Raw genomic sequence first — 13,674 nt, forward strand, 5'->3', positions numbered from 1 at the left:
CCCCCGGAGTATTTCCGGCAAAGATGAAAAGGATCTTCGGATCCGGAAACTGGAGACACGATGCCTCTGCTGAAATCCTGGGTGGCCTCGGCAAACGACGCTAACCACCCGTTCCCGCTGAACAACCTGCCTTATGGCGTGTTTTCCGTTAGTGGCGACGACCCGCGCTGCGGTGTGGCCATCGGCGACATGATCCTGGACATGCAGGCCGCCGAGGAGGCCGGTCTGGTCCAGCTGGGCGATGCGCCGCTGTTCGACGTGCCCTACTGGAACGACCTGATGGAAGAAGGCCCGGCCGTCTGGGCCGCGCTGCGCGACCGTCTGACGACGCTGCTGTCCGAGGGCGCTGCCGAGCAGGAGAAGCTGGAACCTCTGCTGGTTGCCGCAGCGGATGCCGAACTGCACATACCCTTTGCCGTCAGTGAATACACCGACTTTTACGCAGGCAAGAACCACGCCTTCAACGTCGGCACCATGTTCCGCGGCCCGGAAAACGCGCTGCCGCCGAACTGGCTGCACATCCCGATCGGCTACAACGGGCGGGCGTCCTCTGTGGTGGTGTCCGGCACTGATGTGCGCCGTCCCTGGGGTCAGCTGAAAGGCCCGAATGACGCCGCCCCCCGCTGGGCACCCTGTGCAAGGTTCGATATCGAGCTGGAGATGGGCGCCATCGTCGGCACACCCTCCGATGGACCCATCACCGTTCAGGAAGCGGACGACAATATCTTTGGCTACGTGCTGCTGAACGACTGGTCGGCGCGCGATATCCAGGCCTGGGAGTACCAGCCGCTTGGCCCGTTCCAGGCCAAGGCCACTGCCAACACGATCTCCCCCTGGATCGTGACCAAGCCGGCGCTGGAGCCGTTCCGCTGCGACACCCCGAAGCGTGAGGTGGAACTGCTGGACCACCTGAAGGACTGCGGCCCGATGCTCTATGACATCGACCTCGAAGTGACCCTGGCGCCGGAAGGCAAGGCGGCGACCACCATCGCGCGGACCAACTACAAGGAAATGTATTACTCCGCCGCGCAGCAGCTGGCGCATCACACCACCTCTGGCTGCCCGATGAACGCAGGCGACCTGCTGGGCTCCGGCACCATCTCCGGCCCGGTGAAGGAAAGCCGCGGCTCGCTGCTGGAGCTGAGCTGGGGCGGCAAGGAGCCGCTGACGCTGGACAGCGGCGAGGAGCGCTCCTTCATCGCCGATGGCGACACCCTGACCCTGAAGGGCGCGGCCAAGGGCGACGGCTACACCATCGGCTTCGGCGACTGCACCGGCACCGTCCTGCCCGCGCTTGAAGACCCCTACGCAAGATAAGGAAGACCACCATGGCAAAGGCTTTTGCGTCCCAAGGGGACCTGACCGAAAAAAAGATCACTTTTGATGAGATCGGCGAGGGGCTCTATGCCTTCACCGCCGAGGGCGACCCGAACTCCGGCGTGATCATCGGCGATGACAGCGTGATGATCGTCGAGGCACAGGCGACCCCGCGGCTGGCAAACAAGGTGATCGAATGCGTGCGGTCCGTGACCGACAAGCCGATCACCCATGTGGTGCTGACCCACTACCACGCTGTGCGGGTGCTGGGCGCCTCCGCCTTCGGCGCGCAGAACATCATCATGTCGGACAAGGCACGCTCGATGGTGGTCGAGCGCGGGCAGGAGGACTGGGACAGCGAGTTCCAGCGATTCCCGCGTCTGTTCGAAGGCCATGAGAGCATTCCCGGCTTGACTTGGCCGACCACCACCTTCAGCGACTCGATGACCGTCTACCTCGGCAACCGCCGCGTCGACATCAAGCACGTTGGCCGCGCCCATACCGCAGGCGACGCGGTGATCCATGTGCCGGATCAGAACGTGATATTCACCGGCGACATCGTCGAATACCACTCTGCCTGCTACTGCGGCGACGGGCATTTCGGCGACTGGGGCCGGACGCTGGACAACATCAAGGCCTATGACGTTGACGCCATCGCGCCGGGCCGCGGCGATGCGCTGGTGGGCAAGGAAATGGTCAATGCCGCCATCGAGAACACCCGCGATTTCGTCGAGAGCACCTACCGCCCCGCAGCCAAGGTAGCGGCCCGCAACGGCACCCTGAAAGAGGCTTGGGACGCGGTGCGCGCCGAATGCGACCCGAAGTTCGCAGACTATGCGATCTACGAGCACTGCCTGCCCTTCAACGTTGCCCGTGCGTATGACGAGGCCCGCGGCATCGACACCCCGCGGATCTGGACCGCCCAGCGCGATCTGGAGATGTGGGAGGCCCTGCAGGGCTGAGCCCCGGGCAAAAATTGCAACCGGGGCGGTTTGATCCAGATCGTATCGCCCCGGCAGAACCTGTGAGACGCTAGACCCTGCTCCCGGCTGCCCCCTGCCGGGAAAGGGTTGAGCTGTGCCTGACGGCACCCGGATATTGGGAGGAGACCTGATGAACAAGATCTTTGAAGTCCCGTTGTACCCCTACGCGCGTCACGCGGATCAGGATGCCCCTGCCCCCGTACGCCGTAAGGTGGTGGTGATCGGGGCAGGCCCCATCGGCCTGGCAGCGGCCATCGACCTGGCCCAGCAGGGCACCGAAGTGGTGGTTCTGGATGACAACGACAAGGTGAGCTTCGGCTCCCGCGCGATCTGCTTTGCCAAGCGGCCGCTGGAAATCCTCGACCGGCTGGGCTGCGGCCAGCCGATGGTGGACAAGGGCGTGCAGTGGAATGTCGGCAAGGTGTTCTTTGACGACCGTCAGGTCTATGACTTCAACCTGCTGCCGGAAGAGGGCCACAAGCGCCCCGCCTTCATCAATCTGCAGCAGTATTACTTCGAGGAATACCTGGTAAACCGGGTCCGCGAACTGCAGGAGCAGGGCGCGCCAATCGAGATCCGCGGCCGCAACAAGGTTTCGGCCATCGGAACCCATCCCAGCCATGTGACGCTGGAAGTCGATACACCAGAAGGCCCCTACAATCTGGAAGCCGACTGGCTGATCGCCTGCGACGGCGCCGGCTCCCCCACACGGCAGATGCTGGGGCTGGATTTTGTCGGCCGGGTGTTCGAGGACAACTTCCTGATCGCCGATGTGATCATGGAGGCGGACTTCCCGACGGAGCGCTGGTTCTGGTTCGATCCGCCCTTCAACAAGGGTCAGTCGGCCTTGCTGCACAAGCAGCCGGATGGCGTCTGGCGGATTGACCTGCAGCTCGGCTGGGACATCGACAAGGAGCGCGAGAAGCGCCCCGAAAACGTGATCCCGCGGCTTCAGGCAATGCTGGGCCAAGATGTGAAGTTCGAGCTTGAATGGGTCTCGATTTACACTTTCCAGTGCCGCCGCATGGAAAAATTTCGCCACGGCCGGGTGATCTTTGCCGGCGATTCCGCGCATCAGGTGTCGCCGTTTGGCGCCCGCGGCGCCAACTCCGGCCTGCAGGACACCGACAACCTGTGCTGGAAGCTGCAGATGGTGATGGACGGCAAGGCACCGGAAAGCCTGCTCGACAGCTACGATATCGAACGCATCCACGGCGCCGACGAGAACATCCTGAACTCATCGCGCTCCACCGACTTCATCACCCCGAAATCGGAGATGAGCCGGGTGCTGCGCGACGCGGTTCTGGATTTGTCCGAACAGTATGAATTCGCGCGTCCCTTGGTGAACTCCGGCCGCCTGTCGGTGCCGTGCACCTATGATGGCTCGCCGCTGAATTCGGCAGACGCGCTGAACGGGCCTGAGCGCACCCGTCCCGGCTCCCCCTGCCCCGATGTGCCGCTTGGCGACGAGTTCCTGCTGGACAAGCTAGGCGATAAATTCGTGCTGCTGACCATAGACGCCGATGCCCCCGATGTGATCGAGGAGGAAGGCATCGAGGTCACCCGCCTGGCGCTGTCGATCAAGGATGACAAGACACTGGCGCTGCAGGAGCGCTACCTGGGCAAGCTTGAAAGCGGTGTTTACCTGATCCGCCCGGACCAGCATGTCGCCGCCCGCCGCCCCAGCTTTGACGAAAACCTGATCCGGCACGCGATCCGCCGGGCTATCGGGAAGGAGTAATCAAGATGACCGAAGAAGACCTGATCCTGACCGCCAACCTCGAGCGCGCCGACGATTTTTATGCCGATCTGCTGAGTGCGCATGAGGATCTGAGCAAGGCCGAAAGCGATGCGCTGAATGCGCGCCTGGTGCTGGTGCTGGCAAATCACATTGGAAAACGCGCGATCCTGAAACAGGCGCTGGCGGCTGCCGCGCTGAACCCCGGGGAGGACTCCGCTTGAAAATCGAACAGATCCACCACGTCGCCTACCGCTGCAAGGACGCCAAAGAGACGGTCGAGTGGTACAACAAGATGCTGAACATGGACTTCGTCCTGGCGATTGCCGAGGATCACGTCCCATCTACCCATGAGCCGGATCCCTACATGCATATCTTCATGGATGCAGGGAACGGCAACGTCCTGGCTTTCTTTGAGCTCCCGACAAAGCCGGAGATGGACCGCGACCGCAACACGCCGGTGTGGGTGCAGCACATCGCCTTCAAGGTGAAGGACCGCGAGACCCTGATCCAATTCAAGGAGCATCTGGAAGCCAACGGTGTCGAAGTGCTGGGCGTCACCGACCACTCGATCTTCCACTCGATCTACTTCTTCGACCCGAACGGGCACCGGGTGGAACTGGCCTGCCCCGATCCGGAGGAAGAGGCGCTGCTTAAAAAGCTGGACTCGGTGAAATGGGAGATGCTGGAAGAATGGTCAAAGACCAAGAAGGCCCCCAAACATGCCGAGTGGCTGCACGCCAAGGAATTGAACAAGGCCTGAATTGCACAAGCCGCCAAGGCAGCCCGGCGGGCTGCCTTCTCAGCACGGGGAGCATGCCGATGGGCAGCACCATCCTTTATGACTACTGGCGCTCATCGGCCAGCTACCGGCTGCGCATCGCGCTGAACCTGGCCGGGATCGAATACACCTCAGTCCCGGTTGACCTGGTCAAGGGCGAGCACAGGAGCCCGGAGCATCTGGCCCGCAACCCGCAGGGCTTTGTGCCTGTGCTGGAGATCGACGGGCTGCGCCTCACCCAATCTCTGGCGATCCTCGATTATCTGGACGAAACCCGGAACCTCGGCCTGCTGCCCGCGGATCCAGGCCAGCGCGCCAAAGCGAGGGCTCTGGCGCATTCGGTGGCAGTGGACGTGCATCCGGTCTGCAATCTGCAGGTTGCCAAACACGCCACAAGCCTGAGCGGCGGGGCAGAGAACATGCCCAAAGCCTGGATGCAGCATTTCATCCGGCCGGGCCTGCAGGCATTTGAGGTATTGCTGGGTGAATTCGCCCAAGCTCCCTTCTGCATCGGTGAAACGCCTGGGCTGGCGGACATCTGTCTGATGCCCCAGCTTTACAATGCCCGCCGCTGGGAGACCGATTTCTCCGGCTTGCCGCGGATATGCGCTGTAGAGGCGGCTTGCGCCGCCCACCCTGCCTTTGCCGCCGCCTACCCGGATCAGCCCGGCTGACTGGACCCTGGGGCTGCGGCGTCACAAGGAGCGCAGCAGCACCTTGCTGGAATTCAGCGCCTGGGCGATCCGCTGGTAATGCAGCGCCACATCATTGTTGCCTTCAGCCGAACGCAGCAGCACCGTCGTCGTCTCTTCCAGAACGGCCAGCGCCTTGGCGTTGGTTTCGGCCACCCTTTCCTGCTTAACCGCTGAAACCGGGCGGCGCACAGTTTCGCTGTCCGCCTGAACGGTGATCCGCAGCCGCGGCTGGCTGTAGTCACGGTTCTGCCGGGAAAGGCTGGTCAGCTCATCCGAGGCCGTGGCCAGCGCCTCACGGGCGGCAGCATATTCGCCATGAGCAGGCAGTTTCTTGACCAGCGCTTTCAGCTCTTTGGCCAGACAGTCAGTCCGGTAAGCCGCGCCAACCGCCTCGCAGGCCGCCGACGAGGTGCTGATCTGCGCGACAACCGTGCTGGTGACGGAATTTGTCACCGACGCTGGCCCAACCGGGGCCGACGTGCTGGTGCTTGAGCTTCTTACGCCATCAGCTTCTGCCGCATCGCCGCCTGTCTCCCGTGATCCGCCGCCAAATTGCGAGGGCGAAGGTGAACCCCGCACCTGCGCCTTGTGCACGTAAACTGCAGCGGCCTCCTGCAAAGCTGTCCTGCCAGTCACCGCGGCGGCCTCAGCCAGTGCCGGCGAAAGCAATAGTGCGGCCGCCAAGGGCAATCTGCGGACGGCTTTACTCTTGTTGCTGTTCATTGAACCCTCTTTTCTTGCCCCTGCATGTGCAGGATTTAGCGCCGGCATGCCAGTACTTGGCCAGCCTTCCAAGCTCGAACCCGCCTTGACTACATTCCCAAGGGACCGCCGGAAATTCCGATAATCTGATCAGACGTCAACCCCGTGGCGTCGAGCAGAAGAATCTCGAAGTCCAACTCAGTTTCACTGCTGTCAATTGCTCCGATGAACAGGCCATCATCGTGCTCGTCAATGAAGAGAGTGATGTCAAAGAACATGGCCCCATTGGACGGGGTCAGTTCAAAGTCGCCGTCGTCGAGGGAGATGCCGATATAGGCATCCCCCGAAGTGAGAAAGCTGAAGTCGATCTGATCCTGCGTATCGTCGAAATCCGCGATCACATCCAGGACGCCGTCCCCTGCACTGCTTTCATCGAAACTGTTGAAGACAAAGACATCCGAACCCGCACCGCCGCTGAGCGTATCGGTTCCCAGCCCGCCAGTCAGAGTATCTGCACCGTCTCCCCCCGCCAGCGTGTCATCCCCTGCGCCGCCATCAAGCAGATCAGCCCCGCCGCCGCCATCCAGCTCATCGCTGTCATCGCCGCCCGCGAGGTTGTCCTGACCGGACTCGCCGGTTAGGCTGTCCTGGCCTGCACCGCCGCTCAGGCTGTCTGCTCCAGTTCCGCCGAACAGATCATCGTCCCCGTCATCGCCGAACAGCTGGTCATCGTCACCGCTGCCAAACAGGGTATCGTTTCCGGCCTTGCCGTGCAGCGTGTCATCGCCGCCGTCGCCGCGCAGCATGTCATTGCCGAACCCGCCCCGCAGCACGTCCTCGCCAAAACCGCCTTTCAGCGTGTCATCGCCCAAGTTGCCACGCAGCGTGTCATCGCCCAGCCCGCCCCTCAGCAGGTCCCCCTCCCCACCGCCGGCCAGTTCGTCAAACTCTGCATCTCCATCCAAGGTGTCCGCGCCTTCGCCGCCTCTGAGCACGTCACTTCCGCCGCCGCCGCTGATGCTGTCATCGCCGTCGTCACCGTTCAGCGTATCGGAACTGCCACCACCAAAAAGAACGTCGCTGTCCCGCCCCCCAAACAAGGTGTCGCGGCCGCTCCCGCCGGCCAGGGTGTCGCTGCCATATCCTCCGTAAAGCAGGTCCGCACCGCTTTCGCCAAAGAGCACGTCAGCACCGTCATTGCCGGATAGCCAGTCGTCGGCCCAACCGCCCTTCAGGGTGTCATTGCCAGCGCCGCCACCAGCCAAATCGGCGTCCTCACCGCCCCACAAGGCGTCCGCCCCGTCACCGCCGGCCAGAGTGTCGGGCGCATCACCGCCAAACAGCTGGTCGCTGCCGGTTCCGCCAGACAAGAAGTCTGCACCTGCCCCACCGGTCAGAGTGTCTCCACCTGCTTCACCGTTCAACGAGTCTGCTCCGCCGCCGCCATCCAATTCATCATTGCCGGCACCGCCATTCAAAGTATCCGCGCCGAGGTCGCCATAAAGCTGGTCCAGCCCACCATTACCCCTGATCAGGTCCGCGCCGGAGAGCCCGCTGATGCTGTCGTTCTGCCCCGAACCATTAAAAATGTCAGAACCGCCGTAAAACAGCTGAAGAAATTCCTCGGATGTGATGTCCGGGTCTGCAACAACGCTGTTTGCGTCCAGCGCCAGACCGGTCACTGTAAACACCGGTTCGGTGAGGCTGTAAGGCTGGTACTGGTAGTAGGATTCGATTGTGCCAAAAACAGTGAAACTATTGTTCTCGCCGACAATAAATTGGAACTCCGCTCCCTGTGCCGACCTGTATTCCGCGCGAAAACCGTCTGCCCCTACAAACAGTATCCTCTCGGCGGAGACAAAGAACTCAGCTTCAATTTCAGTGCCGATAGCAAAGGGTTCATAAAATGTAATCGTCGCCATCGCGGCCTCATCAAAAACATAGCTGGTGTCTAATTTACGTCCGGGTCAAACCCGCTGTTTACCGGCGTTTTGCCCAAAACAAGGATCCGCCAGCAGGTTTCTAACCGCTCCGGGAAAAGTTACCCCAATTTTCCCGCGCTCTCCAGACCGTCAAACCCGTTGATTTCACCGTTCGTGCAACAGATACAAAAATGGCACGCAGCAGCGGCGCAGGGCCACCAGGCCCGAACATCGGTTTCTGTTTCCGCGCGGACTGGAGCGGCAACACCGTTTGACGGCGGGAGCCACAGACGTTTTTCAGGCTGCGCCGTCCGGTGCCGACACATTGCCCTAGGAGCTGACACGGGCGATGCCACCCCGCGGGCTTGGGTCCAGCTGCAGAAATTGGCGCAAGTGACGTGGCATAACGGTGCCCTTTCGCGCTGCCAGATCAACAGGTTCACGCGATTGGCAAAGAGCACGGCAGAAACAGAAACCTCTCAAGCCTTGCGCCGGATAGGGTCCGCGCCATAGACCTCCTCCAGAATAATTTCGACCAGGTCGAATTCCGAATGCAGGTTCACGTCCTCGAAATACATATGGCTTGGCCAGGCCTGGCCGACGTGATTGTCCTCCGGCAGATCAACATGCGCGCAGACATTGCGGATTGCCGCAACATGGGTGCGCGCCATCTGCCGGGTTTCGTCCTTGACGGCCTCCAGGTCCTCGAGGCTGTTGCGATCGATCTCCGGCGAGCCGATCCCCGACGTCAGCGGCATGTTCCGGGCAATCGCCTGCTGTTCGTAGAACGAAATATCCACCTTGTCCGCGGCCAGCCGCATGATGAAGACCGGGTTCACGCTGACCTTGGCTTCGGTCAGCTCCAGCAATGCCGGGTTCTCCGAGGGCGTGCAGTCTGGCGCGACGGCGGCACCGGCCTCTGCACCGCGGCGGCGGGAGCGGCGGTCCTTCTTCCTGGCCAGCGCCACGTGGTCACCGCGGTAGTTGTTGTCGAACACCCGGTCCGCATAGGGTTTGTCCCGCAGCATGTGCCGGATCGCGCGGATCGACATGTTCTTGCAATTCTCCGGCCCGATAAAGAAGGGCGAGCCGGAGGCGTCGGACAGTTCGATCCAGCCGTTCGGGAAGGTGGTGATATGGTGGTCCATCCACGGGCCGAGCACCGTATCGCTGAGGTGATCCAGCAGCGCGTTCACCTCATCCGGGTCGTTCACCACGTCCGACAACAGCGGCTCCTGCCCGTAGATGTCGGCGGCCAGGCTGTAAGGCGCGGTGATCTGCAGCAGCGGCGGCAGCCCGGTCAGCTCTTCATGCACCCGTAGGATATTGGTGATCGCCAGCGGCACGCCGGTGGTGAAATCCGGGGTTTTCAGGTCGCGCCAGTTGTTCTTGTTGATCAGCATATCGTCCGGGTCGGCGCCCGGCGGGTATTTGTCCGGGTACATCATGGTCTGGCCCAGCGGTTCGCAGGTCCAGGCATAAAGCGCCCAGGTGATGTAGAACTTGTTCACTCCCAGCAGACGGCTGACCGCGAGGTTGGCGCGGACATAACGGCAGGGGTCCTCGTGGTAGTATTCGCGGGTCTCGATACCGTAGAGGTCATTCAGCACCGCCAGCGCCAGCATATGCACCGAGGCGACGCAGTTGACGCGGCCCGGGTCGGCCTTTTGGGCGAAGTTCGCGTCAAACTCTCCGGCGATGGCAGCGTCGAACACCCGGGTCATCTCTGCCTTGGCCTCGGCGCCGCCCGCTTGCCAGGCCCGCAGAAGCTCCAGCCCCTTGGGAAATGCGTAGTCTTCTAGTCTGGTCATGGATCCGCCTCATGCACTGTGACCCCGTGGCGCGACCGCGCCGGATGGGATTGAGGCTATCCAGAAATGGGCACATCATATATACCCGATATTGATCCATTTATAGGCCCATTTTGAGATGCCGAAATCACCAGGCGGCGCGCTGCTGCAGGGCTTCACAATCGAACGCGAGTCCAAGGTGCCGATCTACCGGCAGCTGGATGCCTCCTTGCGGCGGCTGATCCTGGACGGGTCACTGGCGCCGGGGCAAAAGCTGCCCTCGACCCGGGAACTTGCGCAGGAGCTGGGGATATCGCGGATCACGGTCAAGACCGTCTATGAACAGATCATCGCCGAAGGCTATGCCCAGGCGAAGACCGGGGCGGGCACCTTTGTTGCGGACGGGCTGGATACCGAGGCCTTCCCCAAGGTCCGCACCCCGCGCCGCCGGGGGAAGCCTGCGGGCGTCGGGATTTCGGACCGGGCACGGGCCATCGCGGCCTCGAAATCCGTCGCGCGCTATGGCGAGACGGCGCCGTTCCGGCCCGGTGTTCCGGCGCTGGACCAGTTCCCGGCCAAGCACTGGCAGAAATACATGGCTGAGGCGATGGCCCGGGACGCGCGCCGCAGCCTCAGTTACGGGCAGGTGAACGGCAACGCGGATCTGCGCGCGGCGATTGCCCGCCATCTGGCGGATGCGCGCGGCATGAAGGTGGAGGCAGAGCGGATCATCATCACCTCCGGCGCGCAGCAGGCCTTTGTTCTGATTGCCTTTGTGCTGCTCAATCAGGGCGATACGGTCTGGTATGAGAACCCCGGCCATATCGCCGGGCGCGACGTGATGCAGATCATGGGCGCCAATGTGGCGCCGGTGCCCGTCGATGCCGAGGGGCTGGATCTGGACCATGCCATCGCCCGCCACCCTAGCCCTGCGCTGATTTTCACCACGCCGTCGCACCAGCAACCCATGAGCACCACCATGAGCCTGGGGCGGCGGCTGGCGCTGCTGGCTTATGCGCAAGAGAACAGCGCCTGGATCATCGAGGACGACTACGACAGCGAATTCCGCTACCGCGGCCGGCCGCTGCCTGCGCTCAGCGCCTTGGACAGTTCACGGCGGGTGTTCTATGCGGGCACCTTTTCCAAGTCGATGTTTGCCGCGATGCGGCTGGGTTATGTGGTAGTTCCGCCGGAATTCGCCAGCACCTTTGCCACCGCGCGGAATCTGCTCGGGCAGAACTCCTCTGCCGTGGTGGAAGAAGCGATGGCACGCTTCATGGAGGACGGGCGTTTCAATGAACATATTCGCAAGATGCGCCGATTGTACCGGACCCGCCGGGATGTGCTGTTCGAGGCGCTCAGCCAAAACTGCGCGGAGTGGCTGGAGCCGCAGCGCACCGATGCCGGGATGCATATGGTGGCCTGGCTGAAACACGGCATTGATGATCAGGCCGCGCACGAAGCGCTGCTGGAGGCGGGCATCGACTCGCTACCGATCTCGGTCTATTGCATCGAACCGCTTGGGCGGCCCGCGCTGGTGCTGGGGTTTTCCGGTACGGATGAGCGGATCATTCCGCGGCTGGTCAAGCGTTTGGCAGAGGTGCTGAGGAACTTGGCAGAAGCCGGTTAACCGCCGAACCCCACGCTCACCCGCAAGCCAGGGCTTGCTTCGGACAGGGACAAATCCGCCCCGTGCAAATCGGCGATGGCCGCCACCAAACTGAGACCAAGGCCGCTGCCCGGAGTGGTACGGCTCTGCTCCAGCCGGTAAAGGCGGCGCAGCACATTCTGGTGCTCACCCTCAGGGATGCCGGGACCGTGGTCGCGGACCGTCAGAATTGCCTTTGCTGCCTGCCACCGCACAGAAACAGCAATATCCGTTCCCTCCGGCGTATGACGCAGGGCATTTTCGATCAGGTTGGCAAGCATCTGGCCGATGAGCGCCTTGTCACCAGCGACCGCCACCGGAACCCCAGGCAGATCGAGCGCCAGCTTGCGGCCCTGCTCCTCGGCCGCGGGTTCATAAATCTCGGCAAAGGTGGCGGCGACCCCGCACAGGTCCACTGGCTCGAACCGGGACCGCGGCGCGCCATCCTCCAGCTGGGCGATCTGCAACAGCGCCTGGAAGGTGCTTGTGATGCCCCGGGTTTCCTTCAGCGCCTGATCCGCCAGGGCCTGGGCCTGTTCCGGTAAGCCCGGGGTTTCCTGCAGACGCGCCAGCTGCACCGCCACCCTCTGGATCGGTGTTTTCAGATCATGGGCAATATCCGCCGAAACCTGCCGCAGGGCGTCGGTCGACTGCTGCTGCGCCTCGGCCATGCGGTTCACGCTGCGGCCGATGCGGGCGAGATCCTGTTCCCTCCCCACGGTCTGCGGCACCCGGGCGCTCAGATCGCCAGAGGTCAGCGCCGACAGCGTGGATTCAATTCCTGCAAGCGACCGGGCCGAGCGCCGCGCCAGAAGCACACAGCCAAATACAGCAACGGCAATCGCAGGAAGCAGGCTGAACAGAACTACGCGGAGGTATGTCTGGCGCAGATCGTCCAGCGGTTTGGCACTTTGCGCAACCGTCAGCAGACCGCCATGAATGTATGCGCTGAGCGATATGAAGCGGCCGGTGATCTCCACCGGCTCCTGCCCCAGCGCCACCACCCGGAACCCTGCCTGCTGCTGCATGATCGCGGCATTCCCGGCCACCACTCGCCCCCCGGGCCGGCGGTAGCTGAGCAGGCGGCGCTGCGGATCAGTCTCAGCGGTTTCAGCGTTGACCAGCGCCGCCAGCGCCGCGGCGGAAGGCGTGGCGCGGAACCCCGCCATATCCTGTGTCAGGCTGTCCTCGATCGCCTGCCGCTGGGCGCCATGGGCGACATAATATGTGATGCCGAGACTGAGAGCGCTGGCTGCCACGAACAGCAGCGACAGCCACAGTGACTGGCGCATGGGCGAAGAGCGCAGCAAAGTGCGCGCACGGTCTTTCAGATCATTCGGCAATCCGGTACCCCGCGCCGCGCACGGTTTCGATCAATTCGCTACTGAAGGGCTTGTCGACCTTGGCTCGCAGCCGCGAGATATGGGTCTCCACCACATTGGTCTGCGGGTCAAAGCTGATGTCCCAGACCGCCTCCAGCAGCATGGTGCGGGTCTGCACCCGGCCCTTGCGGCGCAACAGATGCTCCAGCAGGCGGTATTCACGGGGCAGCAGCTCGATCTCCTGGCCTGCGCGCGTCACCTTGCGGCGGATCAGATCCATCTCCAGGTTGCCCGCGCGCAGCACGGTTTCCTGTTCCTGCAGGCCAGGACGGCGGGCCAGCGCCGCCACGCGGGCAGCCAATTCGCCGAAGGCGAAGGGTTTCACGAGATAATCATCGGCCCCGGCCTCGAGGCCCTCAATCCGGTCATTCACCCCGCTAAGGGCGGTCAGCATGATGGCAGGTGTCCGCACCCCGGCCCCGCGCAGGGTCTTGATCAGGCTCAGCCCTTCGAGGCTGGGCAGCATCCGGTCGATGATCAGAACGTCGTAGTCGGTCGCCGTCGCCTGCAGCAGCCCCTCGCGGCCATCCGTGACCAGGTCTGCGGTATGCCCTTCCTCGCGCAGTCCCGAAGCCACGTAGGGGCCCGTCGTTGCGTCGTCTTCTATCACCAGGATCTTCAAGGCATTCCCCGTTTCAGCGTCTGCCCGCTATACACCGGGCCGGATCCCAGCACACATTACAGATCTGTATAGAATGCGTCAGGTGATTGAAATC

The 13,674-nt window shown here is 62.8% G+C and carries 12 protein-coding genes; 7 read left to right on the plus strand and 5 right to left on the minus strand.

Annotated elements, in window-relative coordinates:
* Nucleotides 1-60: 60 nt before the first annotated feature.
* The 6 genes from fahA to maiA all read left to right on the plus strand — a co-directional run bounded on the left by fahA (nt 61) and on the right by maiA (nt 5,493).
* Nucleotides 61-1,317, plus strand: a complete 1,257-nt coding sequence (gene fahA / locus AC58NV_RS13310; RefSeq protein WP_497227556.1) for a fumarylacetoacetase — start codon at nt 61-63, stop codon at nt 1,315-1,317.
* A gap of 11 nt (nt 1,318-1,328) precedes the next feature.
* On the plus strand, nt 1,329-2,279 hold the full coding sequence (locus tag AC58NV_RS13315) for an MBL fold metallo-hydrolase (protein WP_497227557.1): 951 nt from the start codon (nt 1,329-1,331) through the stop codon (nt 2,277-2,279).
* A 151-nt stretch (nt 2,280-2,430) separates the two neighbouring features.
* Complete coding sequence (locus AC58NV_RS13320; RefSeq protein ID WP_497227558.1) at nt 2,431-4,041, plus strand: FAD-dependent oxidoreductase; 1,611 nt, start codon at nt 2,431-2,433, stop codon at nt 4,039-4,041.
* Between the two features lie 5 nt (nt 4,042-4,046).
* The gene (locus AC58NV_RS13325; RefSeq protein ID WP_497227559.1) at nt 4,047-4,262 is read left to right on the plus strand and encodes a DUF2783 domain-containing protein; all 216 of its coding nucleotides are present in this window, start codon (nt 4,047-4,049) and stop codon (nt 4,260-4,262) included.
* Entirely contained in the window at nt 4,259-4,801 is a 543-nt protein-coding gene (locus AC58NV_RS13330) for a VOC family protein (RefSeq protein ID WP_497227560.1), read from the plus strand. Before AC58NV_RS13325 ends, AC58NV_RS13330 begins: the two co-directional genes overlap by 4 nt.
* A 59-nt stretch (nt 4,802-4,860) precedes the next feature.
* A complete protein-coding gene (maiA, locus tag AC58NV_RS13335; RefSeq protein WP_497227561.1) occupies nt 4,861-5,493 on the plus strand; it encodes a maleylacetoacetate isomerase in 633 nt (210 codons plus the stop codon).
* A gap of 21 nt (nt 5,494-5,514) precedes the next feature.
* Here the strand turns inward: maiA and AC58NV_RS13340 are convergent, their stop codons facing one another.
* The 3 genes from AC58NV_RS13340 to AC58NV_RS13350 form a co-directional block, all read right to left on the minus strand.
* Complete coding sequence (locus AC58NV_RS13340) at nt 5,515-5,967, minus strand: hypothetical protein (RefSeq protein WP_497227562.1); 453 nt, start codon at nt 5,965-5,967, stop codon at nt 5,515-5,517.
* A gap of 359 nt (nt 5,968-6,326) precedes the next feature.
* Nucleotides 6,327-8,138, minus strand: a complete 1,812-nt coding sequence (locus tag AC58NV_RS13345; RefSeq protein WP_497227563.1) for a calcium-binding protein — start codon at nt 8,136-8,138, stop codon at nt 6,327-6,329.
* 479 nt (nt 8,139-8,617) lie between these two features.
* Entirely contained in the window at nt 8,618-9,949 is a 1,332-nt protein-coding gene (locus tag AC58NV_RS13350) for a uroporphyrinogen decarboxylase family protein (RefSeq protein ID WP_497227564.1), read from the minus strand.
* A gap of 118 nt (nt 9,950-10,067) precedes the next feature.
* Between AC58NV_RS13350 and pdxR the strand changes: the two genes are divergently transcribed.
* A complete protein-coding gene (pdxR, locus tag AC58NV_RS13355; RefSeq protein WP_497227565.1) occupies nt 10,068-11,558 on the plus strand; it encodes a MocR-like pyridoxine biosynthesis transcription factor PdxR in 1,491 nt (496 codons plus the stop codon).
* Here the strand turns inward: pdxR and AC58NV_RS13360 are convergent.
* Both AC58NV_RS13360 and AC58NV_RS13365 read right to left on the minus strand, forming a co-directional pair.
* A complete protein-coding gene (locus AC58NV_RS13360) occupies nt 11,555-12,868 on the minus strand; it encodes a HAMP domain-containing sensor histidine kinase (protein WP_497227566.1) in 1,314 nt (437 codons plus the stop codon). The genes pdxR and AC58NV_RS13360 overlap by 4 nt on opposite strands.
* Nucleotides 12,869-12,908: 40 nt before the next feature.
* A complete protein-coding gene (locus tag AC58NV_RS13365) occupies nt 12,909-13,580 on the minus strand; it encodes a winged helix-turn-helix domain-containing protein (protein WP_497227567.1) in 672 nt (223 codons plus the stop codon).
* Nucleotides 13,581-13,674: the final 94 nt, after the last annotated feature.

This window comes from Leisingera sp. ANG49 (genome assembly GCF_059694505.1).

Bases quoted from the DNA above. Each gene is read 5' to 3' on its own strand.
- fahA (WP_497227556.1), top strand. From the start codon at position 61: ATGCCTCTGCTGAAATCCTGGGTGGCCTCGGCAAACGACGCTAACCAC.
- AC58NV_RS13325 (WP_497227559.1), top strand. From the start codon at position 4,047: ATGACCGAAGAAGACCTGATCCTGACCGCCAACCTCGAGCGCGCCGAC.
- AC58NV_RS13350 (WP_497227564.1), bottom strand. From the start codon at position 9,949: ATGACCAGACTAGAAGACTACGCATTTCCCAAGGGGCTGGAGCTTCTG.
- AC58NV_RS13360 (WP_497227566.1), bottom strand. From the start codon at position 12,868: ATGCGCCAGTCACTGTGGCTGTCGCTGCTGTTCGTGGCAGCCAGCGCT.
- AC58NV_RS13315 (WP_497227557.1), top strand. From the start codon at position 1,329: ATGGCAAAGGCTTTTGCGTCCCAAGGGGACCTGACCGAAAAAAAGATC.
- AC58NV_RS13345 (WP_497227563.1), bottom strand. From the start codon at position 8,138: ATGGCGACGATTACATTTTATGAACCCTTTGCTATCGGCACTGAAATT.
- pdxR (WP_497227565.1), top strand. From the start codon at position 10,068: ATGCCGAAATCACCAGGCGGCGCGCTGCTGCAGGGCTTCACAATCGAA.
- AC58NV_RS13320 (WP_497227558.1), top strand. From the start codon at position 2,431: ATGAACAAGATCTTTGAAGTCCCGTTGTACCCCTACGCGCGTCACGCG.
- maiA (WP_497227561.1), top strand. From the start codon at position 4,861: ATGGGCAGCACCATCCTTTATGACTACTGGCGCTCATCGGCCAGCTAC.